Below are 24084 nucleotides of genomic sequence, written 5' to 3'. Positions count from 1 at the left end.
GGTAATACCCTGCATCGGCCCGGAAACTGAAACTGCACAATGGCGGCTCTGCCCTCAAGGCACAAGGCCGGACGGCGGGCAGTCGTGCGACGAAAAGAACCGAAACTTTTTGAAGGCTGGACAGCGGATCGGCGCGCCGCACATTGTAGAGCGCACTAGGTGAGACTGATCATGTTGTTGGAAATACAGAATATCCACAAAACCTACCCGCGCGGGCGGCCTGTCCTGAACGACGTATCGTTGTCGCTGGAACGCGGTCAGACGCTTGCCATCACCGGCGAAAGTGGCAGCGGCAAAAGCACGTTGCTGAACCTTGCCGGCGCGCTGGACAGTTTTGACAGCGGTGAGATTGTTCTGGATGGCACGGCATTGTCGCGACTGGACGATCGCGGCCGCGCCTTGTTAAGGCGCGAAGGCGTGTCCCTGGTGTTCCAGCAATTCAATCTGATCCCGTCGCTGACGGTTGCGCAGAACCTGTCATTTCATGCCCGGCTGGCAAATCGCGTTGACCCCGAGTGGCTCGCGCATCTGACCGCGACGCTCGGTCTCGCCGATTTGACCCAACGCTATCCCGAACATCTGTCGGGCGGCCAGCAACAGCGGGTCGCGATTGGCCGGGCCCTTGCCGTCAGGCCCAAACTGTTGCTGGCGGACGAGCCGACGGGAAACCTGGACGAGACTGCAAGCGCGGCGGTTCTGGAGCTGATGCTGTCCTTGGTTGCAGATACCGGGGCAGCCCTGCTGTTGGTGACGCATTCGCCCGTGATCGCAGCCCGGCTTGACCGAACGGCGCACTTGGCAAACGGGCGGATCGCATGACTCGCACCGTGATCCAGGCCCTCTGGTCGCATTGGCGTTGGCACCGTATCCAACTGGCCACGCTGCTGATCGGAATCGCGCTTGCGACAGGCCTTTGGTCGGCGGTCCAGGCCATCAATGCCGAAGCCCGGGCCAGCTATGCGCGTGCCAACCAACAATTGGCGCTTGGGCAGATGGAGATGCTGCGGCATCCATCCGGCCACATTCCTTTGGAAACATACGTAAATCTGCGTCGCGCCGGATGGCAGGTCGCAGCCGTTCTGGAAGGTCGGTACAGGGTCGGGGACCGATCGGTTTTTTTGACCGGAGTGGACCTTGTCTCCTACCCGCCGCTCCCGGCGGTAACGCAACTGGAACAGGAAGAAGACCAACCCGACCCGTCGGCCATGCTTACCGCACCCGGCCGACTGCTGGCGCCACCAGACTTGGTGCCATTTCTGGAGGATCGGCCCGATCTTCCACCGGTGATCGCCAGCACTGCGCTTCCCCCCAATGTGGTTCTGACCGATATCGGCGTGGCTGAAACGTTGCTGAACAAACCGGGTGAGATTTCGCGACTTGCCATGCTGCCCGATCAGCCTCGCGGAGTTGCGCCCCTGTCTCAGGTTGCGCCAGAGCTGAACCGGCAGCCCCCCGGAAACAGCGTCGACACTGCCCGCCTGACCGACAGCTTTCACCTGAACCTTTCCGCTTTCGGTCTGCTGTCCTTCGCCGTCGGGCTGTTCATCGTGCATGGAACGGTTGGGCTGGCCTCTGCGCAGCGTCGTGGAATGGTCCGCAGTCTGCGTGCGATGGGAGTCCCGATGGGGACGCTTTCCCGCATCATTCTGGCCGAACTTGTAAGTCTGGCTTTGATCGGTGGATCCATGGGCCTGCTGCTGGGTTTTTTCCTGGCCGGAGCGTTGTTGCCCGATGTCGCCGCAACCCTGCGCGGGCTCTATGGGGCTCCGGTGGATGGTCAGTTGCAACTGAGGAGCGGTTGGGTGCTGACCGGACTGGGTATGTCCATCGCAGGAACCCTAGCGGCCAGCGGATACGCCCTGTGGCGTCTGAGCCGAATGCCGATATTGTCCGGCCCAGGCTTGCAGGCATGGCGTGGCCGCAGCACACGAGCCGTCGTGACCGGACTGGCGGGTGTGGGGCTCGCTCTTGGCGGGGTCGTGATCTTTCTTCTCTTTGACGGATTGGTCGCTGGTTTCGCTCTGATGGCAGGCATTCTGACCGGCAGCGCCCTTTTGCTGCCTCTGGTTCTTTCCAGCATATTGCACCTGTGTGCAGGGCGCGTCCGTGAACCAGTGCGGCAGTGGGTACTGGCCGACATGCAGGCCCAGCTGCCGGGCCTGTCGCTTGCGCTGATGGCTCTGCTGCTGGCCCTGGCCGCCAATATCGGTGTCGGAACCATGGTGTCCAGCTTCCGGCTTACCTTCGTCGGCTGGCTGGACCAGCGCCTGATGGCCGAGCTTTACATCACGGCAAAGGACTCGGATCAAGGTCACGAGATCGAGACATGGCTGACCCCGCGCGTTGACGCAGTCCTGCCGATACGGAATGTGGAGCTGGATCATCCCACAGGCCCACTGTTTCTGTACGGAGTGGTCGATCATGCGACCTACCGGGACAACTGGCCCCTTGTCGCCGCTGCCCCGGACGTATGGACCAAGGTTCTGTCCGACGGCGCCATCCTGATTAACGAACAGCTGGCCCGCCGTGCTGATCTGTGGCCAGGGGATTCGATTGCGCTCACCGCCGATCACACTCTGGCAATCGCTGGCGTTTATTCCGACTACGGCAATCCGACCGGGCAAGCGATCGTCTCAATGGACCTGTTCGGCAGGATCGCACCAAATGCCGAAAACCGACGGTTTGGTATTCGCATCGCTCCGGAGCGCGCAGATGAGCTGGCGGCGGATCTGCAGAACAGGTTTGATCTGGATCCCAGCGCGATCATCCGGCAGGCCGCGCTGAAGGCGCAGTCCATGGCGATCTTCGAAAAGACATTTGTCGTGACATCCGCGCTGAACATCCTGACGCTTGGCGTGGCCGGCTTCGCCATTCTGACCAGCTTGCTTACGCTCTGGACCCAGCGGCTGCCTCAGATCGCTCCGGTCTGGGCAATGGGGCTGACGCTGTCGCATTTGTCCAAACTGGAACTGGCGCGGAGCATGGTTCTGGCTTTCCTTACCGCCTGCCTCGCCTTGCCGCTGGGTCTGGCACTGGCTTGGATTCTGCTGGCCGTCATCAATGTCGAGGCGTTTGGATGGCGGCTACCCATGCACCTTTTCCCGTCGTCATGGGTGCAGCTCATGCTGTGGACACTTGTGGCCGCCGCCCTTGCCGCGGCGCTGCCTGCCTGGCGGCTTCGGCGGATGCCGCCGGCCGATCTGCTGAGGGTCTTTGCCAATGAACGCTAAACTACTCGTGTGCGCGCTGTTCTGGCCCCTTGCGGCAATGGCGCAGGGGTTTGCCGGTTTGGGCGGTTCAGCCGACGGGTTTGACGTACCACAACCAGAGTACCAGTTCGAATTCCCCGCCGACCACGGCCCGCATCCGTCCTATCGGATCGAATGGTGGTACCTGACGGCCAACCTGACCGGGGAGGACGGTCGGGACTACGGCATACAGTGGACTCTGTTTCGCTCTGCCTTGAAGCCATTTGAAACCGCCGGCTGGCAAAGCCCACAGATCTGGATGGGCCATGCCGCGCTGACAACTCCGGAACGCCACTTTTTTGCCGAGCGCCTGTCTCGTGGTGGAATTGGTCAGGCCGGTGTCACGGCCGACCCGTTCGAAGCATGGATCGACGAATGGCGCATGGCAGGACCAACGCTCCAGACCCTGACCCTGACTGCAAACGGAGCCGATTTCGGGTACGACCTGAACCTGTCTGCCTCGGGGCCGCTGGTTTTTCATGGTGAGAATGGCTTTTCCGTAAAATCCGCTGATGGGCAGGCCAGCTACTATTATTCGCAGCCGGGCTACGCCGTCCAGGGCACGCTGCATCTGCCCGACGGCGATGTAGCGGTCACCGGGAACGGATGGCTGGACCGAGAGTGGTCTTCCCAGCCTCTGTCCGCCGATCAATCCGGGTGGGACTGGTTCTCACTCAGTTTCGAGGACGGCGACAAGTTGATGGCGTTTCGCCTGCGCGGCGGACGTGGGGACTATACCTCGGCCACCTGGATCAACGCGGACGGTTCCAGCCGCAGCCTGCCGGACGGGTCAGTGACCTTCACGCCACTGGAAACCAGCCGGGTCGCGGACCGCGATGTTCCGACGGATTGGCGCGTGATCATCCCGGGCGAGGATCTGGACATTCGCGTTCAGGCTCAGAACACCCTAGCCTGGATGGGGACGCGCTTTCAGTACTGGGAGGGCCCGGTCACTGTGTCAGGCAGCCACAAGGGGCGCGGCTACCTTGAGATGACCGGGTATTAGCGCGACTTAGCGGACCACGTAGACCGAAACGTTCGAGTGGCGCACCACTCGCGCCGCGTTCGGCCCCAACAGGTAATCCTTGAAATCCGGCTTGTGTGCGCCAATCACGATCAGATCGCTGCCGGCACTTTCGGCGGTCTTCAGGATCTCCTGATAGGCCGTGCCGGTTGCAACGACATGGCGGATCGTGGCGTTGCGCTCCGACCCGACCGCATCGACACACAACTCAACCAGCTTGTCATGCGCTTCGTGCTGCGCCTTGTCGTGGAAGTCGGGCCGGAAAAAACCGGACACCCAGCTTTCACCGAAATCCGGCAGTACGGTCACCACGTCCAGCTGCGCCCCGTCGAGATCGGCCAGTTTCGCGGCAATTTTCAGGACAGGAGCATCGATATTGCCGTTGCTGATATCAACGGCGCACAGGACGGACTTTGTCATGCGGGCACCTCTTGTCTGGCGGCACGGCCGCGTTGCAGGAAGGCGATCAACCCCAGCAGCAGCATGGCCGGGATATAGATCAACTGTTTTGGCGGCTGGCTGACCGGAAGATCGGCGGATGCGATACGCACCGGCTCGTCCGCGTAATAGTCGAAATTGGCCAGGTCATCGGCGATGGGCGAGCCGAACATAGGTTCGTCCATTTTCACCAGGCCATCTTCCTCGATCAGCAAAAAGCCCATGGCATCAACACGCGCCGCTCCATCAGGTTCGGACCCCACCGTGACGACGACCGTGGTCTCGGTCATGTTGCCGGTGTCGAAATCCGGACCACTGACCACCACCCGCACGTCGGTGCCGGGTTCAGCCTCACCAATGGCCTGCACGAATCCGGCCGGCTCAACCTCGAGGTGCGAGGGTGAGATGCGATCCATGAAATAGTCCGGCCGGAACAGCGCGAAGGCGATCGCAATCAGCGCAACGCTTTCGTAGATGCGGCTGTGGGTCAGGAAGTAGCCCATCGTTCCGGCCGTGAACACGAGGATCGCAATCGTGGCGAATATGGCCACTATGATCCCCTCAACCCAGGTGACATCGATCAGCAGCAGGTCGGTGTTGAAGATGAACACGAAAGGCAGCGCCACGGTACGCAGGCTGTAGAAGAACGCAGTGAAGCCGGTCTTGATCGCGTCACCGCCCGATACGGCGGCCGCAGCAAAGCTGGCCAGACCCACAGGAGGCGTCACGTCGGCCATGATGCCGAAGTAGAACACGAACAGGTGCACCGCGATCAGCGGCACGATCAGGCCGCTTTGCGCGCCCAGTTCGACCACAACGCCCGCCATCAGCGAGCTGACGACGATATAGTTTGCCGTGGTCGGCAGACCCATGCCCAGGATCAGGCTGAGCAGCCCGACCATCACCAGCATCAGGATCAGATTGCCGCCGGACAGGAACTCGACCAGATCGGCCATCACCTGCCCCACACCGGTCAGGGTCACGGTACCGACGATCACGCCGGCCGTGGCCGTGGCCAGCGCAATGCCGATCATGTTGCGCGCGCCGTCGATCAGGCCCTGCCACAGATCGGCAACCCCATCGACAAAGGAGTTTGCCAGATCACTCTGCCCCCGGAAGATCGCCTTGAGCGGTTTCTGCGTCAGCAGGATCACGAACAGCAGCGCGGTTGCCCAGAAGGCCGACAGACCCGGCGACTTCTGTTCAATCATCAGGAAGTAGACCAGAACAATGATCGGCAGCAGATAATGCAGGCCGGCCTTGTAGATCTCGGAGATCACCGGCAGCTTCACTTCGGTCGCGTTCGGGTCATCGGGTTCAAGATCCGGAACCTGAGCCGCCAGGTACAGCAGAGCAACATAGACGGCGCACACCGCCAGGCTCAGGATCAGACCAGCGCTGGACGGCGCCCAGCTTGTGACAGCATCCACCGGGAACTGCGAACCATAGCAGAGCCCCGCGAACACCAGGAAGAACATCAGCATCCCCACGACCGTACGCGCCAGATGCACGTCGCGGTCGCCCAGAGTGGGCATGTTCCGCTTCACAGCCTCAAGATGGACGATGTAGACCAGCGCAATGTAGGAAATCGCCGCCGGAAGGAAGGCGTGGGTGATGACCTCGACATACGAGATGCCCACGTACTCCACCATCAGGAAGGCGGCGGCGCCCATCACGGGCGGCATGATCTGGCCGTTGACCGAACTTGCAACCTCGACCGAGCCGGCCTGCTCGCTGGTAAAGCCTACGCGCTTCATCAGCGGTATGGTGAAGGTGCCGGTGGTGACGACGTTGGCGATGGACGAGCCCGAAATCAGGCCGGTTGCGGCCGAACCGACAACGGCGGCCTTGGCCGGACCGCCGCGCAGGTGACCCAGCGCGCCGAAGGCCATCTTGATGAAGTAATTCCCTGCCCCGGCCTTATCCAGCAAAGCGCCGAACAGAACGAAGAGGAACACGAATTTCGTCGAAACACCCAAGGCGATGCCGAACACGCCCTCGGACGTGATCCACATGTGGCTCATCGCCTTTTTCAGGCTGGCGCCTTTCCAGCGGATCACTTCGGGCACCCACTCGGACGAGCCGAAGAACACATAGGCCAGGAAGATCGTCGCAATGATCGCCATGGCGGGACCAAGCGCGCGCCGCGCGGCTTCGAACAGCAGGATCAAGCCACCGAGGGCGATCCACTTGTCGACATCATCCGCCAGACCGCCCGCATTGACGATCTTGTCATAGAAGAAATAGCCGTAAAGGGCGACACCGGCCCCCAGTACACCCATGATCCAATCCTGGATCGGAATGTAGTTTCGCGGACTGGATTTAAGCGCTGGATAAGCCGCGAAGGCCAGGAACATCGCGAAGGCCAAATGAAACTGACGCGCGTTGTTCACAACGCTGCCGGGCAGCACATAGTTGGCAATCGGTGACGCCAGAACGACTTGAAAGATCGACCAGATCGCGGCCACGATCGCCAGGAACAAGCCGACATTGCCAGCCGGGTCCCGCGCCCCCGCATCCGAGGATGCGACCAGTTCCTGTAGTTCTTCTTCGGATAACGGACGATTGCCCTGTTGATCAGCGCTCATCAAATGTCTCCCCGTCCAACGGCCGGTTTCCGGCGCAGTTTTGGTATTACCGGCCTCTCACCGGTGAAAACGAGGCGCGAACAGCGCCTCGTTTCTGGACTTGAAGGTGGATTACTGGATCCAGCCTTTCTCTTTGTAGTACTTCTCGGCGCCCGGATGCAGCGGAGCCGACAGACCGTCCTTGATCATTTCCTCAGGCTTGAGGTTGGCGAAGGCCGGGTGCAGCTTTTTGAAGTCGTCGAAGTTCTCGAAGACCGAGCTGACAACCGCGTACACCGCATCGTCAGACACGTTTGCCGAAGTCACGAAGGTCGCGCCCACACCGAAGGTCTGGGTGTCAGCGTCCGAACCGCGATACATGCCGCCGGGGATGGTGGCCGTACGGTAGAACGAGTTGTCGGCAACCAGCTTGTCAACGGCTTCGCCGCTGACGTTCACCAGAACCGAGTCGCACGCAGTGGTGGCTTCCTGGATCGAACCGGACGGGTGGCCGACGGTGTAGACCATCGCATCGATCTGGTTGTCACACAGCGCGGCCGACTGTTCCGCGGCCTTCAGCTCGGTTGCCAGTTCGAAGTCATCCGTGGTCCAGCCCAAGGCTTCCATCAGAACTTCCATGGTGCCGCGCTGACCCGAACCGGGGTTGCCGATGTTGACGCGCTTGCCCTTCAGGTCTTCGAAGTTCTTGATGCCGGAATCGGCACGGGCCACCACGGTAAACGGCTCGGGGTGAACAGAGAATACGGCGCGCAGCTCTTCGAACGGGCCGTTTTCCTCGAATTTCGACGTGCCGTTGTAGGCATGGTACTGCCAGTCGGACTGGGCCACACCGAATTCCAGCTCGCCTTCGCGAATGGTGTTGATGTTGTAGACCGATCCACCCGTCGATTCGACCGAGCAACGCACGCCATGTTCTTTGCGGCCCTTGTTCACGAGGCGGCAGATCGCGCCACCGGTGGGATAGTACACACCGGTCACACCGCCGGTGCCGATGGTGATGAATTCTTCGGCATAAGCCGCCGGAGCCATGAGGGCAGCGGTCACGACCGCACCGAGGCTGAGCTTGCTTTTCTTGATCATTTAGGAACTCCCAAGATTCTTATTGTGGACGGAAGACAGGCCAAAGGCCCCTTGTCCGGGGGACGAGCCATTATGACAATCCGCATGAGCAGGCAACGGATGAGCTCAAATTTTCCCGAATTCTCCCAACAGTCACGATGGTTTGTTGCCCGTACCGCTGTTGTCAAGCGTTAAGCGCCCGACCCCGGCGCCGGGACGCACATATGACGTAGAACCCGAAAATTTCCCCGGCTTGACCCCGCAACTATGGGTGTCGCACCGTGTTGACCGGTCCGCGGCGCGTCAAGTATGATCTCCCAGGTCGCTGAGTTCGAAGATTTCTTGTTTTCTGACAATCGGTTATTTGTTTTTTTCCTGTTCGTGTGAGTTCACAGCGTGATTGGTTATTCTTCATTGCAAAGCAAATCGTCATCAATCAGCGAATTCCGCTGGCATTTGTTTCTGGCGCTGGTCTTTACGGTCGCCGCCGGAGAGATGTTTTTCGACACATATCGCGTCGTTTACTTCGGCGCCGTCTCTTTCGACGACTATTCCCACTACCTGCTGTATCTTCTGGATGAAGAGCGTGGCCGCGTTCCCCCTTCGCCGCATGTTTACCGCATAGGCTCGGTCATACTTGCGCTGCCGTTCTACAATCTGCCGTTCGTGTCACTGTCTACCGGGTCAGGAGAAGTCTTTCTTCCTGACAGCGTTGCCGACGCCAAGGCTCTGGCCGCGATGTGTGCCGCCAACGTCTTCTACCTGGTCCTGACGGCGCTTCTGGTTTACGCCTATTTGCTGCGGCGTGTTGGAACCACTGCGCAATGGGCATTCATCGGCGCCGCGTCAGTTCTGTTTCTGGGGCAGTTTCTGGCGCTGGAAGGCAATGACGGCATATCGGTCTTTCCATTGACGGTGGCCCTTTTGTTGGCTGCCGAGAAGAAATGGAAGTGGTTTGTTCTTACCGTGTTTCTTGGCGCGTTCATCAATGAAAAGATCATCATCGTGACGCTGCTGATCTTTGGTCTGCGCGCATTGGCAATGATGTCCTTGCGCAGCGACGAGGCCAAAGTCACAGCCGCCCTGTTCTGCCTGTTCGTTGGATTTCTGGTTGTCATTACGGCATTTCCGTTTCCGGGCGTGAACGACAATCAGAGACAGGTTGGGCAATTCATCACCAGCGCGCTGTCCACGCTGAAAGGCAGCACAAGCGTCAAAGGACTGTATCTGAATGTCTGGCCGTTGTTGGTTCTGACCGCCTGCTGGTGGATTGCCGTAACCGGTCAGGCTGCAAATCAGGTCCTGCGCCGGACGGACGTTTTGGCGCTGCTGGCGTTTTTCTCGCTCATCGCCATGTTGAACGTACAGTTCAATATCGGTCGTCTGGTCACGTATTTCATGCCGTTTTTTGTCGTGGGCTGCATTCAGGCCCTCGCAGCCAGCGACAGCCAGCGCGCGACTACGCCCAGAGACGGTAATGGGTGACCGGTTCACCCGGCAACGCGAGGTCAGATGCTGAGCTTCTTGAACACCGGCTCGGGGATGTTTCGGATGATCGCCATGATCAATTGCCAAATCGGCTTGACGTAGATTACGTTCCGACCGCGCTCGACCGCCCGGGCCGTTGCGGCTGCAACCTCGGACGGCTGCGCGGTCAGACGCTCGGGCAAGTCCATTCCTTCGGTCATCTGCGTGTCGACGAACCCCGGAAGAACCGTCACGACATGCACACCTTTCTTGGCGAGCCGGTTGCGCAACCCTGACAGAAATGCGGTCAGGCCGGCCTTGGCTGATCCGTATACATAGTTGGTCGCCCGGCCCCGATCACCAGCCACGGAACTGACACCCACGATCGTGCCCGATCCGCGCTCTTCGAACCGGTTGGCAAAGGCTCCGAGGATCTGAGCCGGCCCTTCGAAGTTGCTGCGCATCACCAGAGAAGCCGCGGCGGCGTCCCTTTCGTTCTCGGCCTGCTCGCCCATGTACCCGACAACGCAAACGACGATGCCCGGCAATTCAGGCAACGCATCGATGAACCCATCGAAGCTGTTGGCTTCCAGAACGTCGAACTCGTGCAAGGTTGCCCCTATACCATAGCGCAGTTCGATATCGGCCTTGTCGGCCTCGAGCGTCTCAGCATTCCGGGCGGCCAGCTGGACCGGGTGCCCCCGCTCGGCAAACTCATGAGCGATGGCCTTGCCGATATCCGACCGGGCACCAAGAACGAGAACGGGTTCCATTGTCATATTTCAAGCCTTTCTGACTGGGCCGAGCGGAACCGGTCCCGCCAACCATTGACGTTGCGCGCCTCGCGGAATCGGGTCACGCGATCGTCTGATCTGTTCAAAGTATTGGCCGACATCCTGCTGTCTTTGGCCAGGTAGAACCGTCCACCATGTTCCAGAGTTATCCGATCCAGCTTGTCCATGAGAATGAGAGTTTTGTCGGAAATCGGGAAATCTAGCGCCAGCGTGTATCCCTCCATGGGGAAGGAAAACGGACTGTCCTGCGGGCCGAACCGTTTCAGCACGGACAAAAACGAACCCATGCCCTTGCCAGCGATGGCTTGCAAAAGCTCGGTCAGGCCGGCGCGTGAACGATGTATAGGCAACGCGCATTGAAACTGGGCAAAGCCGCTGCGACCGTAGATACGGTTCCATCCCAATATGGCGTCCAGCGGATAAAAGAACGTATCCCAGTTCACCAGCTTGGTGTCGCCGTTTCGAACTCCCATCCAGTAGTAACCGGCGTTGAATGCCCGAACCGTATGGCGATTCAAGGCAAACGACGGCAGATCCATCGGAACGGATTTTTTGCGCTTGGTCGGGCAGATCAGGGGTTGCCGGGCATACCGCCCCGGCAGGTCCGAGACCGCAGCGTGTTCTCCCAGCATCACCAGAGACCGCCCCAGGTTTCGGCCTGTGGACAAGCAGTCGATCCACGCGACCGAGTATGTTGCATCCTGTGCGGCCTCGAATGCATTCATCGCATCCTGAAGGCTGGGTGCGGCTATGGTCTTTTGCTTGATCCAACCTGACTCGACCGGCTGCAACCGAACCGCCGCCCGCACGATGATCCCGGTAAGGCCCATGCCGCCCAAGGTGTGATCGAACAATGCGCTGTTCGACGCGCGGCTGCATCGGGTGATCTCCCCGTCATCGCCCATGACCTCAACCCATTCGACGCAATGGCGGAAACTACCGACACGGTGGTGGTTCTTGCCATGAACATCTGCGGCGATGGCACCGCCGATCGTGACGAATTTGGTGCCCGGTGTAACGATCGGAAACCAACCCCGAGGCAGAAACGCTGCGATCACGTCGCCCAGCAGAACCCCCGCCTCTGCAACCAGCACTCCGGTCTGGTTGTCGAAGGACACCATCCTGTTCAGATGCCGGGTGTGTACGGTTGTCGTGAGGCCAATTGCGCTGTCCCCATAGGCGCGCCCATTGCCGCGCGCGATCACATCGGGTCCCTCCCGCACGACCGATCGAAGGCTTTCGACGCTGCGCGGCGCGATCACTCTGGTCTCAAGAACGGGGTACCTGCCCCAGCCGGAAAGCCTCATGCCCGCGCCTCCGCCGAGCCGGTGTTGAATACGAAGCGCTTATCCAGATGGTACTTGATCACGTAACCCACCGTCAGCCCGATAACCGCGCCAACCTCGCGCATTAGATCGGTTTTCCAAACCACCCAAAAGGCCGTCTCGGTGCCCCAAAAAATTGCGGTGGTGACCACACCCATCGCCGTATACAGCGAAAATTTCTGACCGTGGGCCTTCAGTCCCGTCTGCCGGTCATAGAAAATCCAGTGCTTGTCGAGGGTATATTTGACCACAAGTCCGACAAGTGTACCCGCAAACACTGCAGCCGCGAAGTACCAGCCACCCTCGCCAAGCGACAGGACTGCGCGCTGCGCAGCGAGGTTCAAGGTCATCGCCACGATGGCAAAGGCGGAATAGCGCAGAATCAACCCCTGAACCGTCACAGCATTGACCCCGCGACAACGAACAGCAGAATTATGGCAAAGCAAAGCAGGCTGACAGGGTCCTTGGCCGCGTAGATCACGGGATCATCGTGCATGTTGCCACGATGCGTAATCATGACGGTCCGGGTGATCCAGAACAGCAGGACCGCACACACGCCCCATAGGGCTTGCGGGTAGGAGTAGAGCTGCACCACCGCCGGCGAGCTGACGTAGAGTGCCATCACCAAAACGGCGACATAACCCGCGCTGACGGCGATCATGGAGATAATCGGAAGGTCATCCACGTGATAGCCGCGCCCGGTTGCCGACAATTTACCGCGCGCCGCATAGTCCACCAACTCGGCCTGCCTTTTGACCGCCGCAAGCGACAGGAACAGAAACATCGAAAATGCAAGGAGCCAGACTGAAAGCTCCAACCCTGTTGCCGCTCCACCCGCCACGATCCGGGTCGTGTAAAGGCCGGCCAAGACACAGATGTCGATGACCAACTGGCGCTTTAGATACAATGAATACCCGGTCGTCAGCGCATAATACGCCACCATCACCAGGAAAAAATCCAGCCCGACCATGGCTGCAATGACCGAGCCTGAAATCAGCAGACCGGCAGCCATCCACGTTCCAGACGAAATCGGAATGCTGCCCGAAGCAAACGGCCGCGCGCGTTTGCGCGGATGCGCCCGATCTGCTGCAAGGTCCAGCAAGTCATTCAGGACATAGACACTGGATGCGATCAGGCTGAACGATATGAAAGCCAGCAACGACAACCAAAACACCTGCCCCGTCAGTTGATGGGCCGCCAGCATCGGCAAAAAGACCAGAAGGTTTTTCATCCATTGATGCGGACGCAACGCCTTGAGATAGGCCTTGGCGGTCACTTCGTGTGTGTGCAGATGCTCGACCTTGGGTGCGACCGCTTCCGCTTGTTTCGCCAGTCCCGGCCCCGCGTTCACGGAAACCGCCAGATTGGCCCTTCGCCACACCGCAAGGTCGGCGTGGGAATCGCCCATATAGGCGTATCCGCCCGGACCAAAGCGTTCGTCCAGAAACTCGGCCTTGTTTTCACCTTTCAGGTTCAGCGACCCGTCGGAACCATAAACCTCGTCAAAAATACCCAAATGGGCTCCGATGCTTTGGGCGATGCCCTCATCCGAGGCCGTCACAAGGGCGGTCTTGCCGCCGTCTGCGCGCCATTTCTCGACATATTCCAGCACCTTGGGATCATAGGGCAACGCGGTGACGTCAATTTCGGCCTCTTCGGCCAGGTAACGTTTCAATGAAGCGCGTCCCCCCAACAGAGCCGCGGCGGAGTGAAACGGGCTACGCCAGTTTCGTCCGAAAGCCGACCAAAAGCTTTCGTACAGCATGTCACTCTTCAAAAGAGTGCCATCCAGATCTACCACAAGGATTTTGCACATAAATCAACCAACTATAATCATTACCCGGGACGGGGAACTATGAGGTCCGTTATTGCAAAGCTCAAAAGGCATGGCAACTGCACAGCCGTGCCAGCCAACCCTTCTCGTCATAGCCTGCTTCGATATCACGTCAGTGCCTGTCACGGCTCTTTGTTTCACCAATTTCTATGGCCAAATGATGGCGTCACGGCCTGTCCCGGTGACGCTGTACCATAATCGCGTTCTTTCAAGTGTTTGACGGCTCTGCACCCAAAGCGGCCGTATTCATATTGCGCGAGCTTAAAGGATCACGTCACTCTGGAATGCGCCCACTTCAGCGCCCAGACACGCGCGGATACGCTGCCAGAGACACCGTGCAGCGGAGACACAGACGACCCTTGTTGTAGCTATAGTTGACGATCTGGAAACTCTACCGCCGCGCCCGATATTGCATCGAAGACGGTCCAGATCCCGCTAGTCCGCGTACAGTTTCATCGCCCAATTCGAGGCTGGATGCCCGAGTCGCAGTCAACCGCACACGCCACAATTGACAGAGCAAATGCCCTGAACACTATACCAAAACGGGTGCGGTGGTGGTGCCCAAGGAGAGACTCGAACTCTCACGCCCGTGAAGGCGGGGGATTTTGAATCCCCTGCGTCTACCATTCCGCCACTTGGGCCACGCGCATTGAATTACCGCCCATCTTGCCGAAGGTCCAGAGGCAAAAATCGGTCAATCTACGATCAGCCCGGGACAGATCGGTTGACGCCCCGTCGGACGCGTGGTTTGCCTCGTCATGACAAAGCTTGGGAACACGCGCTGATGCTGCAATCGCTTTATGATCGGACGATCCGACTGGCCGACCACCCACACGCACTGTGGGTGTTGGCATTTGTGGCATTCATCGAAAGCTCGGTCTTTCCGATTCCACCCGACGTGCTGATGATCCCGATGATTCTGGCGCGCCCATCGCGGGCATGGCTGATTGCCACCGTTGCGCTTGTATTCTCGGTCCTGGGCGGCCTTTTGGGATACGCAATCGGCGCGTTCTTCTACGACAGCATCGGACAACCCATCCTCGAAGCGATGGGCAAGGGTCACGCGATGCAGGAATTCAACCAGCGGTTCAACGATTTCGGGTTCTGGGCTGTTCTGACCGCCGGTGTCACGCCTTTCCCGTACAAAGTCATCACGATCATGTCCGGTTGGACGGGAATGCCGCTGGGGACGTTCATCGCCACTTCGATTCTCGCCCGCGCTTTGCGGTTCTACATCGTCGCCGGGTTGCTTTGGGGCTTTGGCGAGCCTATCCGGGACTTCATCGAAAAACGGCTTGGGTTGATGTTCACCTTGTTCATCATTCTTCTGATCGGCGGATTTCTGGTGGTGAAATACATATGACGCGGAAACGGACACTCATTTTGCTGGCTGCGGGTGGGTCTGCAGCTTTGCTGCTTGCGGCTTGGGGGTTCCAGTATCTGGGCGGCATGGCCCCGTGTAAATTGTGCATCTGGCAACGCTACCCGCATGGTGCGGCTGTGTTGCTCGGCGCGCTGGCCTTTGCTTTTCCGGGCGTTCGCCTGCTGCCTCTCCTCGGCGCAGCCGCTGCCGCCGCCACGTCTGGCATCGGCGTCTATCACGCCGGGGTCGAGCGTGGTCTTTGGGAAGGTCCGTCCAGTTGCACATCGGGCAGTATCAGCGGCCTGTCCGCCGAGGAACTGATGGAGCAGATCATGGCCGCCCCGTTGGTACGGTGCGATGATATCCCGTGGGAAATGTTCGGGTTGTCCATGGCTGGGTGGAACGCCCTGCTGTCCGCAGGTTTGGTTCTGGTGTGGCTGGCCGCTTGGCGCGCGCGTTGAACCTACTGGGCGTCCAGTTCTGCGTCCCAATACAGGAAGTCAATCCAGCTTTCGTGCAGGTGGTTCGGCGGAAACTTCCGTCCGATATTCTGCAGCATGCTGGCGTCAGGCTGCCGAGGCGGTTTGCGCAGGCTCATCCCGGCCTGACGCAGCGATTTCGACCCCTTGCGCAGATTGCATGGACTGCAGGCGGCCACCACGTTCTGCCAACTGGTGACACCCCCTGCTGCACGCGGCACGACGTGGTCGAAAGTCAGTTCGCCCCGGCTGCCGCAGTACTGGCAGCGGAACTCATCCCTCAGAAATAAATTAAAGCGCGTGAAGGCCACGCGCTTTCTGGGTTTCACATAGTCTTTCAGGACAACCACCGACGGTATTCGGATCACCGTACTCGGGCTGCGGACCACTTCGTCATACTCGGCGACGATATCGACCCGGTCCAGCCAGGCGGCCTTTATCGCCTCCTGCCAGGGCCACAGCGACAGCGGATAGTAGGAAAGCGGGCGATAATCGGCGTTCAAAACCAATGCCGGATGGTGCTTGAGGGCACCTGGCTCCCTGACAAATTCGGTCCTGAAATCTCCGTCCATGGCTGAATCGCTCCTCGCTCTCGGCTGCCTGTATGGGACACCAGAGCGGGGAGCACCCGCCCCGGTCTTAACTTAACTATATATCGTGTTAAAACTCTGACAAGTCCTGTTTTTCCACAACATCTCGGTAACGGACTATTCTGAATCCGTAACAATCACGTGACAGTTATCCACAGCTTGCGCAGGTCCGGAACTGAGAGTATGGCGGAGCTCATGTCATGGTTCATCCGCTTCAACAAACCCTTTGACGTGCTGCCGCAGTTCACCGACCGGCAAAATGCCGACTCGCCCCGCAGCACCCTGTCGGATTTCATCGACCTGCCGAGGGTCTATCCGGCCGGGCGGCTGGACCGTGACAGTGAGGGGCTGATGCTGTTGACCGACAATGGGCGGCTGCAATCCCAGATCTCGGATCCCAAGCACAAAATGCCCAAAACCTATTGGGTCCAGGTCGAGGGCATCCCGGATGCGGCTGCCATTCGGGCCCTGCGCGACGGAATCGAGTTGAATGACGGCATGACCCGCCCAGCCAAGGCGCGGCTGATCGACGAACCCGAGGGTCTGTGGCCACGCACGCCCCCAATCCGCGAACGCAAGACGGTGTCGGATTGCTGGCTGGAACTGACCCTGCGCGAGGGGCGCAACCGGCAGGTGCGCCGCATGACGGCCGCCGTGGGCCACCCCACCCTGCGCCTGATCCGCGCCCAGATCGGAGACTGGACACTGGACGATCTCGCACCCGGCAGCTGGGACAGCTTGCCGATGCCCGTTCTGGAAACCGCCCCCCAACGCAAGCGGGACCGGCGACCGCGGCGGTGACTTTTTCGGCGATTTCCGCTATCATATCTCCATGAAAGTAGCAGCCGGAATCCCGTCGCCTTCGGGCATTCTCGAGGCCGCGCTGTATGTCGATGATCTGGACGCCGCCGAACGGTTCTATGGCGAGGTTCTGGGCTTGGAACGCATTCAGCGCGTCAAAGGTCGGCATGTGTTCTTTCGGGTCGGCGCCTCGGTGTTGCTGTTGTTCAACCCGGACCAGACGAAACAGCCCACGACCAACCCTGACCTGCCGGTGCCGCCGCATGGCGCACGCGGTCCGGGGCATGTGTGCCTGATCCTGACGCGCGACCAGATCGCGTCGATGCGCAAGCATCTGCTGAACTGGAACGTCCCGGTCGAGGCCGAGTTTGACTGGCCCAACGGGGCACGATCGCTCTATGTGCGCGACCCGGCCGGAAATTCGGTGGAGTTTGCCGAGGGTCACCTGTGGGGGTGACCCTGCCGCGTCACAGGCTCAGCTTGTCGCGCATGAAGGCCAAGGCGACGCCCAGCCCGTCGGGCGCGATACCGTGGCCGGTGCCCTTCATGACATGAGCAAAGACCTCCTTGAAGCCTGCGCGCTGCAGGGCCTCGGCGGCCTCGGGCAGCGATTGCGGCGGCACCACGTCATCGGCATCTCCATGAACCAGCAGTACAGGCATCCGGCTGACCACCTCGTCGGCCAGCAGGTCCGGCTCCAGCAGGCGGCCCGAAAACGCGATCACGCCGGCCACCGGGTCTTCGCGGCGCGGGGCCACGTGCAGGCTCATCATGCTGCCCTGGGAAAAGCCGAACAGCACCACCTGCTCGGGCAGCACGTCCTCGTCCACCATCAGGGCATCGAGAAAGGCGTTGAAATCCTCGACCGCCATTTCCATGCCGCGCCGAGCCCCTTCCTCGGACGAGCCGTCGATCCACGGGATCGGAAACCACTGATACCCGTTGGGCATGCCGGGGATCTGCTCGGGCGCGTCGGGGGCCACGAACAGCGTGTCGGGCAGGTGTTCGCCCAGAACATCCGCAAGCCCCAGCAGATCGGCCCCGTTGGCGCCATAGCCGTGCACGAACACCACGACCGAGCGCGTGTCGCCCGAAACCGGCTCTTTGCGGAGCGCGTTCAAAACCCGTGTCATCTGATCCCTTCCCTATCCTTGGCCACGCGGTAATAGGCCCACAGAACCCGGGCTGCAACCGACCGCCACGGCGACCACGCCTCGGCCATCTGCCGCAGCGCCTTGTCGGTCGGCCGATCCGGCAGGCCGTACAGCATCCGTGCGGCCTCCTGCAGGGCCAGATCGCCCGGCGCGATCACATCCGCCCGCCCCAGCGAGAACATCGCATAGATCTCGGCCGTCCAAACCCCGATGCCCGGCACCTGTGTCAGGGTCGCAATGACCACGTCATCGGGCGCCTCGCGCAGGCTCTTGTAGTCGATCCGCGCCTCGGCCAGCGCCCGGGCATACCGGATTTTCTGACGGCTCAGCCCCACTGCGCGCAGATCGTCGTCGGTGGCCCATTTGATCTTGCGTGGCCCGGTCAGGCCCGCCTGCTGCATCCGCCTCCAGATCGCGTTGGCCGAGGCCACGCTGACCTGCTGGCTGACGATGGCGCTGAGCAGTTGCGCGAAGCCGTCAGGCCGGCGGCGCAGGGGCAATGGGCGGGTCAGTTCGATCGCGTGCGCCATGCGCGGACAGGCGTTAGACAGCCACTCGGCCCCTTCCGCAACGCATTCTGGTGTCTCGATAATTCGACCAACGGTCATGGCGGCTCCGGGTGGCGGTTCGGGGCGCAGGTTAGGCTGCTTTGTCGCATATGCAACCCGCTTGTATGTCTGTCGGTTCGCCGATACCCATTTGCGCATGACGATGACCAGCACCGCCCCCGACGATACCCGCGCCAAGCGCAACGTTGCCGTTCTGGTGGCGGCGCAGGCGATTCTGGGCGCGCAGATGCCGATGATCTTCATCGTCGGTGGATTGGCGGGCCAGTCGCTGGCCAGCAACGCTTGCCTGGCCACGCTGCCGATTTCGTTGATCGTTCTGGGTTCGATGCTGGCGGCCACGCCGGTCTCGGCCATCATGCAGCGCTGGGGCCGCCGCGCTGGGTTCCTCGTCGGCGCCACCGCCGGAGCGGTGGGCGGCGCCGTGGGCGCCTATGGCCTGTACCTGGGGTCGTTTCCCGTGTTCCTGTTGGGCAGCCTGCTGACCGGCATCTACATGAGCGCACATGGCTTCTATCGCTTTGCCGCCGCCGATACCGCGTCGGACGCGTTCCGGCCCAAGGCGATCTCGTACGTCATGGCCGGCGGTCTGGCTGCGGCCATCATCGGGCCGCAGATCGTCAAACTGACCTCGCAGGCCTATGTCATTCCGTTCTTGGGCACCTATTTCGCGGTGATCGCAGTGAACGTCATCGGTTCGGTCCTGTTCCTGTTTCTGGACATTCCGACCCCCGACCGTCCGTCACAGGATGCACCCAAAGGCCGGTCGCGGCTCGAGCTGCTGAAAACCCCGCGCATCGCCGTGGCCATCATCTGTGCTATGGTCTCATACGCGCTGATGAACCTGGTGATGACCTCGACACCGCTGGCGGTCGTCGGCTGCGGCTTCTCCGAAGGTGATGCGGCGGATGTGGTCACCAGCCACGTTCTGGCGATGTATGTTCCCAGTTTCTTCACCGGCCATCTGATCGCCCGGTTCGGGGCCGAGAAGATGGTCGCAATCGGTTTGGCGGTTTTGGGCGGTGCGGGCGTTGTGGCCCTGCAAGGCGTTGAGATCGGGAACTTCTTTCTGGCCCTCGTGCTGCTTGGCATTGGCTGGAACTTCGGCTTCATCGGCGCCACCAGCATGCTGGCGGCCGAGCACGATGTGCATGAACGCGGCCGAGTGCAGGGCCTGAACGACCTGCTGGTGTTCGGAGGCGTGACGATTGCGTCGTTGGCCTCGGGCGGATTGATGAACTGTTCGGGCGGATCCCCGGTCGAGGGATGGACCGCCGTCAACCTGGCGATGGTGCCGCTGCTGACCTTGGCGGGCGGCGCGCTGCTGTGGCTGGTGCTCAGACCCCGCGAGGCCAAACTCTCCTGATCACCACCGACCGGTCGAAGCCGTCCAGATCAGTGACACGCGTCGTCGGATTTCGCCCACGTTCAGCGCACCAGCAGCGACCCGACCGGGCTCAGCCAGCACATGACGCAGGACGCGGTCTGCCTGCCAGCCGACAAAAAGCGCAGGGCGCGCCTGATCCGAAACATCGGCCCGCCGTGCTCGGGCCGCGGACATCCTGTCCAGCGCGCGCTCGGCCAACTGGCGCACACCGTTCGGCGTCCCGTCCAACAGGGGAATGCGCCCGCGGGCTTCAAGCTCGGGGATGGCGCGGAACCAGTTCGCCACACCGACCGCATAGCCAAAATCGCGCAGGACCGTTTCGTCGGCGGCACCCAGGGCTTGCGCCGAGGCGACCATGAGCGACCCTGCGCTGTGGGTGAGGTAGGCCTCGAAGTGTTCCTTATCCTCGAACGGATCCCGGTAGATATCCCAACGCCTTACGGCCACGAATTCATCCAGCATCGCCGCCAGATGCGGGGACAGGACGCGCGACAGGGGCGTGACCACCTCGTGCCGCCGCACGGTGGGCCCTTCGGCGATCTCCTGCAGCGCGTCGCGCCACCATTGCAGGCGCATTTCCGCGATCATCGGCTCTTGGGTGACCCAAGGCGCGCGGGCGACCTCGATATTCATCGCATAGATCGGAAACAGCACGGCCCGCGCCGGCACCGGCGCCGCCATCGCGGCCATGAACCGATCGGGGTCGGCGCGGTGGACCAGCGCCGCGCAGGCCTTGACGTCGTCGTCGAAGCGCACGCTCACTCGGCCACCGCCGATTGCGGACTGCAATCGCGCACCAGCTTCCACTGGATCGCCTCCAGCAGCGCCTCGAACGAGGCATCAACGATGTTCGCGCTGACCCCCACCGTGGACCAGCGCCGCCCCTGCCCGTCTTCGCTGTCGATGATGACGCGGGTCACCGCCTCGGTCCCGCCCTGGGTGATACGGACCTTGAAGTCCACCAGATGCATATCGTCCAGGATGGGCGAGTACTGCCCCAGATCCTTGGCCAAAGCTTTGGCCAGCGCGTTCACCGGGCCACGGTCGCTGCCGTTTTCGTCCATCGACTCGCTGACCGACAGCTTCTTTTCGCCATCCACCTTCACCACGACGACCGCCTCGGACAGGCTGACCATCTGGTTGTACTTGTTCTTGCGCCGCTCGACCGTGACCTTATAGCGCTTGACCTCGAAGAATTGCGGCAGCTGGCCCAGTTCATCGCGGGCCAGTAGCTCGAAACTGGCCTGCGCGGTGTCATAGGAATACCCCTCGGCCTCGCGCGCCTTGATCCGTTCCAGGATGCGCCCCAGCGCCGGGTCGCCCGACTCGACCTGCAACCCGGCCTCGGTCAGGCGTTTGCGCAGGTTCGACTGGCCGGCCTGGTTCGACATCGGAATGATCCGCGCATTGCCCACGGTGGCCGGATCGACATGTTCATAGGTCGAAGGGTCCTTGAGGATCGCACTGGCATGCAGCCCCGCCTTGTGCGCAAAGGCCGACGCCCCGACATAGGCCGCCTGTTTGCTGGGCACCCGGTTCAGGATGTCGTCCAGCATGCGGCTGATGCGGGTCAGACCGGTCAGCGCATCGCGGCTGACCCCGATCTCGAAGGCCGAGGCATAGGGTTCCTTCAACAGAAGCGTCGGGATCAGGGCGGTCAGGTTGGCGTTGCCGCACCGCTCACCCAGCCCGTTCAATGTGCCTTGGATCTGGCGTGCGCCGGCATCCACGGCCGCCAGAGAACAGGCCACGGCATTTTCGGTGTCGTTGTGGGTGTGGATGCCCAGCCGGTCGCCGGGAAAACCCGCCGCGATCAGCTCGGACACGATCCGCCCCACTTCGGCCGGCAGCGCGCCGCCATTGGTGTCGCACAACACCACCCAACGGGCACCGGCCTCCAGCGCAGCCTGGCAGACCCGCATGGCATAGGCGGAGTTGTCCTTGTAGCCGTCAAAGAAATGCTCGGCGTCGAACAACGCCTCGCGCCCCTGCGCCACGATATGCGCGACCGAGGCGCGGACGTTCTCGACATTTTCCTCCAGCGAGATCCCCAGCGCGTCGGTCACGTGATAGTCATGCGACTTTCCGACCAGACAGACCGCCCGCGTGCCGGCGTTCATGACGGCGGCCAGCACGTCGTCATTCTCGGCCGAGCGCCCGGCCCGCTTGGTCATGCCAAAGGCGGTCAGGCAGGCGCGCGTCTTGGGCGCGGCGTCAAAAAACGCGCTGTCGGTGGGGTTCGCGCCGGGCCAGCCGCCTTCGATATAGTCCACCCCCAAAGCATCCAGCGCCTGCGCGATCTGGACCTTTTCGGCGGTCGAGAACTGAACGCCCTGCGTCTGCTGCCCGTCGCGCAGCGTGGTGTCATAGAGGTACAGGCGCTCTTTGGTCATGCCGCCGCCCTGAAATTTTCGAACCCCTTGTTGATCATTTCATGGCCTCCAGTTTGGCGCGATCAAAGTTCGGACCGGGCAACAACTCAATGCCTTCTTTGCTCATTCGCACCTCAGCCCCCGCTTCTAGCAAGTCAGACTTTAACTGATCCAACTCAGAGAAGTTTTTAGTTTTCTTCGCGTTTTCGCGCACCCTTTGAAGACGTAGACCAAATTCCTGTAAAATTTGAAGGTCCGAATCTGGCATGGCTTCGCCTCGCGATTCAATTGTCGCACCTGAAACGTATTCGTTGGCAAAAGTGTCCACACGAAAACTAGCAAACCTTTTTACCAACGCCTCTGTATCGAAACCCAGCAAATTCAAGGCTGATGCAAGTTCCGCTTCTAGTTTATTTTTCAGATACTTATTTACTAGCGACAGTGCGAGCGACGTATTTAGGTCATTCGCAAGAGCGTCTAAAAACTCCTGAGGAGGGTTTATCTGGGTATTACCTGTCCACGGCTTTGAAAGCATTGGTTCACCCAAGAACCGCGCAATTTTGCGAAGAGTCTTCTCGGCTTCGCGCGCCTTCTTCTCGGTCCAGTCCATCGGCTTGCGATAGTGGGTCTGCAGGAAGACGAACCGGATCACCTCGCCCGGCACGCCCTGATCCAGCAGGTCATGCACCGTGAAGAAATTGCCCAGCGATTTGGACATCTTCTTTCCCTCGACCTGCAGCATCTCGTTGTGCAGCCAATAGCGCGCGAATTCGCCGTGCGGATGGGCGCATTTGCTCTGGGCGATCTCGTTTTCGTGGTGCGGGAACATCAGGTCATTGCCGCCGCCATGGATGTCGAAACTCTCGCCCAGCAACTCATAGCTCATGGCCGAGCACTCGATATGCCAGCCCGGACGCCCCCGGCCCCAAGGCGACTCCCAACCGGGCAGTTCATCGTCCGAGGGCTTCCACAGCACGAAATCCATCGGATTCTTCTTGTAGGGCGCCACCTCGACCCGCGCGCCTGCGATCATGTCGTCGACCGACCGGCCCGACAGCCTGCCATACTCGTCGCGCCAGCTGTCCACCGCGAACAGAACATGCCCCTCGGCCTCATAGGCGTGACCCTTGGCGATCAGGTCCTCGATCATCGCGATCATCTGGTCGATATACCGCGTGGCCCGCGGCATCTGGTCGGGCTCCAGCGCCCCCAGCGCGCCCATGTCATGCAGGTACCAGCCGATCGTCTCGTCCGACCGCTCCTGGACCAACTGCTCGAGCGTTCCTTCGGCCCCGGCCTGCTTGCGCGCCAGGGCCGTCGCGTTGATCTTGTCATCGACGTCGGTGAAGTTGCGCACATAGGTCACATGCGCGGGCCCGTAGACATGGCGCAGCAGGCGGTACAGCACGTCAAACACCACCACGGGCCGCGCATTACCCAGATGCGCCCGGTCATACACGGTGGGTCCGCAGACATACATCCGCACGTTGTCGGGATCGATCGGAACGAACTCTTCCTTCGTCCGGGTCCGCGTGTTGTGCAGTTTGATCGTCGTCATGCGTCTGGCTCCTGGATACAGCAATAGCGTGCGCGTT

At 60.9% G+C, this 24084-nt stretch carries 22 protein-coding genes and 1 tRNA gene; 9 read left to right on the top strand and 14 right to left on the bottom strand.

The genetic code is table 11. From position 1 onward, the window contains the following. Positions 1-171: 171 nt before the first annotated feature. From ACR0BA_RS02975 to ACR0BA_RS02965, 3 genes are read left to right on the top strand one after another with little or no spacing between them, the layout of a single operon-like run. Positions 172-819, top strand: coding sequence for an ABC transporter ATP-binding protein (locus tag ACR0BA_RS02975; RefSeq protein ID WP_480726370.1), 648 nt, complete (start codon positions 172-174; stop codon positions 817-819). Next, positions 816-3230, top strand: coding sequence for an ABC transporter permease (locus tag ACR0BA_RS02970; protein WP_480726369.1), 2415 nt, complete (start codon positions 816-818; stop codon positions 3228-3230). The genes ACR0BA_RS02975 and ACR0BA_RS02970 overlap by 4 nt, the downstream gene beginning before the upstream one ends. Then, entirely contained in the window at positions 3220-4254 is a 1035-nt protein-coding gene (locus ACR0BA_RS02965; RefSeq protein ID WP_480726367.1) for a lipocalin-like domain-containing protein, read from the top strand. The genes ACR0BA_RS02970 and ACR0BA_RS02965 overlap by 11 nt, the downstream gene beginning before the upstream one ends. Before the next feature lie 6 nt (positions 4255-4260). Here the strand turns inward: ACR0BA_RS02965 and ACR0BA_RS02960 are convergent, their stop codons facing one another. The 3 genes from ACR0BA_RS02960 to ACR0BA_RS02950 all read right to left on the bottom strand — a co-directional run bounded on the left by ACR0BA_RS02960 (position 4261) and on the right by ACR0BA_RS02950 (position 8378). Next, positions 4261-4692, bottom strand: a complete 432-nt coding sequence (locus ACR0BA_RS02960; protein WP_170338483.1) for a universal stress protein — start codon at positions 4690-4692, stop codon at positions 4261-4263. Continuing rightward, positions 4689-7298 carry a TRAP transporter permease gene (locus tag ACR0BA_RS02955; protein WP_170359133.1) on the bottom strand — a complete coding sequence of 870 codons (2610 nt, stop codon included), beginning with the start codon at positions 7296-7298 and terminating at the stop codon, positions 4689-4691. Before ACR0BA_RS02955 ends, ACR0BA_RS02960 begins: the two co-directional genes overlap by 4 nt. Before the next feature lie 111 nt (positions 7299-7409). Further along, on the bottom strand, positions 7410-8378 hold the full coding sequence (locus ACR0BA_RS02950; protein ID WP_170338481.1) for a TAXI family TRAP transporter solute-binding subunit: 969 nt from the start codon (positions 8376-8378) through the stop codon (positions 7410-7412). A gap of 474 nt (positions 8379-8852) precedes the next feature. Between ACR0BA_RS02950 and ACR0BA_RS02945 the strand changes: the two genes are divergently transcribed. Beyond that, complete coding sequence (locus ACR0BA_RS02945) at positions 8853-9842, top strand: hypothetical protein (protein ID WP_217360949.1); 990 nt, start codon at positions 8853-8855, stop codon at positions 9840-9842. Positions 9843-9865: 23 nt separating this feature from the next. Here the strand turns inward: ACR0BA_RS02945 and ACR0BA_RS02940 are convergent, their stop codons facing one another. The 5 genes from ACR0BA_RS02940 to ACR0BA_RS02920 form a co-directional block, all read right to left on the bottom strand. After that, positions 9866-10603, bottom strand: a complete 738-nt coding sequence (locus tag ACR0BA_RS02940) for an SDR family oxidoreductase (RefSeq protein WP_170339020.1) — start codon at positions 10601-10603, stop codon at positions 9866-9868. Further along, positions 10600-11925: an FAD-binding oxidoreductase gene (locus ACR0BA_RS02935; protein WP_170442794.1), complete on the bottom strand. Its 1326-nt coding sequence runs from the start codon at positions 11923-11925 to the stop codon at positions 10600-10602. Before ACR0BA_RS02935 ends, ACR0BA_RS02940 begins: the two co-directional genes overlap by 4 nt. Next, positions 11922-12329 (bottom strand): GtrA family protein, encoded by a 408-nt coding sequence (locus tag ACR0BA_RS02930; RefSeq protein WP_254437550.1) that lies wholly within the window; start codon positions 12327-12329, stop codon positions 11922-11924. Before ACR0BA_RS02930 ends, ACR0BA_RS02935 begins: the two co-directional genes overlap by 4 nt. An 11-nt stretch (positions 12330-12340) precedes the next feature. Beyond that, positions 12341-13759, bottom strand: a complete 1419-nt coding sequence (locus ACR0BA_RS02925) for a UbiA family prenyltransferase (RefSeq protein WP_480726365.1) — start codon at positions 13757-13759, stop codon at positions 12341-12343. 573 nt (positions 13760-14332) lie between these two features. After that, positions 14333-14418, bottom strand: a tRNA-Leu gene (locus ACR0BA_RS02920). A gap of 143 nt (positions 14419-14561) precedes the next feature. Here ACR0BA_RS02920 and ACR0BA_RS02915 point away from each other — a divergent pair. Both ACR0BA_RS02915 and ACR0BA_RS02910 read left to right on the top strand, forming a co-directional pair. Beyond that, positions 14562-15140 carry a YqaA family protein gene (locus tag ACR0BA_RS02915; protein ID WP_093962156.1) on the top strand — a complete coding sequence of 193 codons (579 nt, stop codon included), beginning with the start codon at positions 14562-14564 and terminating at the stop codon, positions 15138-15140. Then, positions 15137-15601 (top strand): disulfide bond formation protein B, encoded by a 465-nt coding sequence (locus ACR0BA_RS02910; protein ID WP_480726363.1) that lies wholly within the window; start codon positions 15137-15139, stop codon positions 15599-15601. The genes ACR0BA_RS02915 and ACR0BA_RS02910 overlap by 4 nt, the downstream gene beginning before the upstream one ends. A 2-nt stretch (positions 15602-15603) precedes the next feature. On the opposite strand, the gene ACR0BA_RS02905 is transcribed toward ACR0BA_RS02910, so the two are convergent. Beyond that, complete coding sequence (locus ACR0BA_RS02905) at positions 15604-16191, bottom strand: HNH endonuclease (RefSeq protein WP_093962158.1); 588 nt, start codon at positions 16189-16191, stop codon at positions 15604-15606. Between the two features lie 213 nt (positions 16192-16404). Between ACR0BA_RS02905 and ACR0BA_RS02900 the strand changes: the two genes are divergently transcribed. Further along, a complete protein-coding gene (locus tag ACR0BA_RS02900; protein WP_480727453.1) occupies positions 16405-17010 on the top strand; it encodes a pseudouridine synthase in 606 nt (201 codons plus the stop codon). A 31-nt stretch (positions 17011-17041) separates the two neighbouring features. Beyond that, positions 17042-17467: a VOC family protein gene (locus ACR0BA_RS02895; RefSeq protein ID WP_170437622.1), complete on the top strand. Its 426-nt coding sequence runs from the start codon at positions 17042-17044 to the stop codon at positions 17465-17467. 10 nt (positions 17468-17477) lie between these two features. Here the strand turns inward: ACR0BA_RS02895 and ACR0BA_RS02890 are convergent, their stop codons facing one another. Beyond that, positions 17478-18143 carry an alpha/beta hydrolase gene (locus ACR0BA_RS02890; protein WP_480726361.1) on the bottom strand — a complete coding sequence of 222 codons (666 nt, stop codon included), beginning with the start codon at positions 18141-18143 and terminating at the stop codon, positions 17478-17480. Further along, positions 18140-18772 (bottom strand): DNA-3-methyladenine glycosylase family protein, encoded by a 633-nt coding sequence (locus ACR0BA_RS02885; protein ID WP_480726360.1) that lies wholly within the window; start codon positions 18770-18772, stop codon positions 18140-18142. The genes ACR0BA_RS02890 and ACR0BA_RS02885 overlap by 4 nt, the downstream gene beginning before the upstream one ends. 97 nt (positions 18773-18869) lie before the next feature. On the opposite strand from ACR0BA_RS02885, the gene ACR0BA_RS02880 reads away from it, so the two are divergent. Then, a complete protein-coding gene (locus tag ACR0BA_RS02880; protein ID WP_480726359.1) occupies positions 18870-20096 on the top strand; it encodes an MFS transporter in 1227 nt (408 codons plus the stop codon). Here ACR0BA_RS02880 and ACR0BA_RS02875 read toward each other — a convergent pair whose 3' ends face one another. The 3 genes from ACR0BA_RS02875 to cysS are packed head-to-tail and all read right to left on the bottom strand — an operon-like array spanning position 20097 to position 24047. Then, positions 20097-20873 (bottom strand): squalene/phytoene synthase family protein, encoded by a 777-nt coding sequence (locus tag ACR0BA_RS02875; protein WP_480727452.1) that lies wholly within the window; start codon positions 20871-20873, stop codon positions 20097-20099. Positions 20874-20875: 2 nt separating this feature from the next. After that, entirely contained in the window at positions 20876-22510 is a 1635-nt protein-coding gene (cimA, locus tag ACR0BA_RS02870; RefSeq protein WP_480726357.1) for a citramalate synthase, read from the bottom strand. A 34-nt stretch (positions 22511-22544) separates the two neighbouring features. Beyond that, the gene (gene cysS, locus ACR0BA_RS02865; protein WP_480727451.1) at positions 22545-24047 is read right to left on the bottom strand and encodes a cysteine--tRNA ligase; all 1503 of its coding nucleotides are present in this window, start codon (positions 24045-24047) and stop codon (positions 22545-22547) included. Positions 24048-24084 lie beyond the last annotated feature (37 nt).

It is taken from the genome of Ruegeria sp. CI5, from assembly GCF_056536885.1.
The sequence above is the reverse complement of the archived record's forward strand: the minus strand, read 5'-3'. Positions and strand labels throughout refer to the sequence as shown.

Excerpts from the sequence above, each read along its gene's own strand:
- ACR0BA_RS02975 (WP_480726370.1), top strand. The coding sequence starts at position 172 with ATGTTGTTGGAAATACAGAATATCCACAAAACCTACCCGCGCGGGCGG.
- ACR0BA_RS02970 (WP_480726369.1), top strand. The coding sequence starts at position 816 with ATGACTCGCACCGTGATCCAGGCCCTCTGGTCGCATTGGCGTTGGCAC.
- ACR0BA_RS02965 (WP_480726367.1), top strand. The coding sequence starts at position 3,220 with ATGAACGCTAAACTACTCGTGTGCGCGCTGTTCTGGCCCCTTGCGGCA.
- ACR0BA_RS02960 (WP_170338483.1), bottom strand. The coding sequence starts at position 4,692 with ATGACAAAGTCCGTCCTGTGCGCCGTTGATATCAGCAACGGCAATATC.
- ACR0BA_RS02955 (WP_170359133.1), bottom strand. The coding sequence starts at position 7,298 with ATGAGCGCTGATCAACAGGGCAATCGTCCGTTATCCGAAGAAGAACTA.
- ACR0BA_RS02950 (WP_170338481.1), bottom strand. The coding sequence starts at position 8,378 with ATGATCAAGAAAAGCAAGCTCAGCCTCGGTGCGGTCGTGACCGCTGCC.
- ACR0BA_RS02945 (WP_217360949.1), top strand. The coding sequence starts at position 8,853 with ATGTTTTTCGACACATATCGCGTCGTTTACTTCGGCGCCGTCTCTTTC.
- ACR0BA_RS02940 (WP_170339020.1), bottom strand. The coding sequence starts at position 10,603 with ATGACAATGGAACCCGTTCTCGTTCTTGGTGCCCGGTCGGATATCGGC.
- ACR0BA_RS02935 (WP_170442794.1), bottom strand. The coding sequence starts at position 11,925 with ATGAGGCTTTCCGGCTGGGGCAGGTACCCCGTTCTTGAGACCAGAGTG.
- ACR0BA_RS02925 (WP_480726365.1), bottom strand. The coding sequence starts at position 13,759 with ATGTGCAAAATCCTTGTGGTAGATCTGGATGGCACTCTTTTGAAGAGT.
- ACR0BA_RS02915 (WP_093962156.1), top strand. The coding sequence starts at position 14,562 with ATGCTGCAATCGCTTTATGATCGGACGATCCGACTGGCCGACCACCCA.
- ACR0BA_RS02910 (WP_480726363.1), top strand. The coding sequence starts at position 15,137 with ATGACGCGGAAACGGACACTCATTTTGCTGGCTGCGGGTGGGTCTGCA.
- ACR0BA_RS02905 (WP_093962158.1), bottom strand. The coding sequence starts at position 16,191 with ATGGACGGAGATTTCAGGACCGAATTTGTCAGGGAGCCAGGTGCCCTC.
- ACR0BA_RS02900 (WP_480727453.1), top strand. The coding sequence starts at position 16,405 with ATGTCATGGTTCATCCGCTTCAACAAACCCTTTGACGTGCTGCCGCAG.
- ACR0BA_RS02895 (WP_170437622.1), top strand. The coding sequence starts at position 17,042 with ATGAAAGTAGCAGCCGGAATCCCGTCGCCTTCGGGCATTCTCGAGGCC.
- ACR0BA_RS02890 (WP_480726361.1), bottom strand. The coding sequence starts at position 18,143 with ATGACACGGGTTTTGAACGCGCTCCGCAAAGAGCCGGTTTCGGGCGAC.
- ACR0BA_RS02885 (WP_480726360.1), bottom strand. The coding sequence starts at position 18,772 with ATGACCGTTGGTCGAATTATCGAGACACCAGAATGCGTTGCGGAAGGG.
- ACR0BA_RS02880 (WP_480726359.1), top strand. The coding sequence starts at position 18,870 with ATGACGATGACCAGCACCGCCCCCGACGATACCCGCGCCAAGCGCAAC.
- cimA (WP_480726357.1), bottom strand. The coding sequence starts at position 22,510 with ATGACCAAAGAGCGCCTGTACCTCTATGACACCACGCTGCGCGACGGG.
- cysS (WP_480727451.1), bottom strand. The coding sequence starts at position 24,047 with ATGACGACGATCAAACTGCACAACACGCGGACCCGGACGAAGGAAGAG.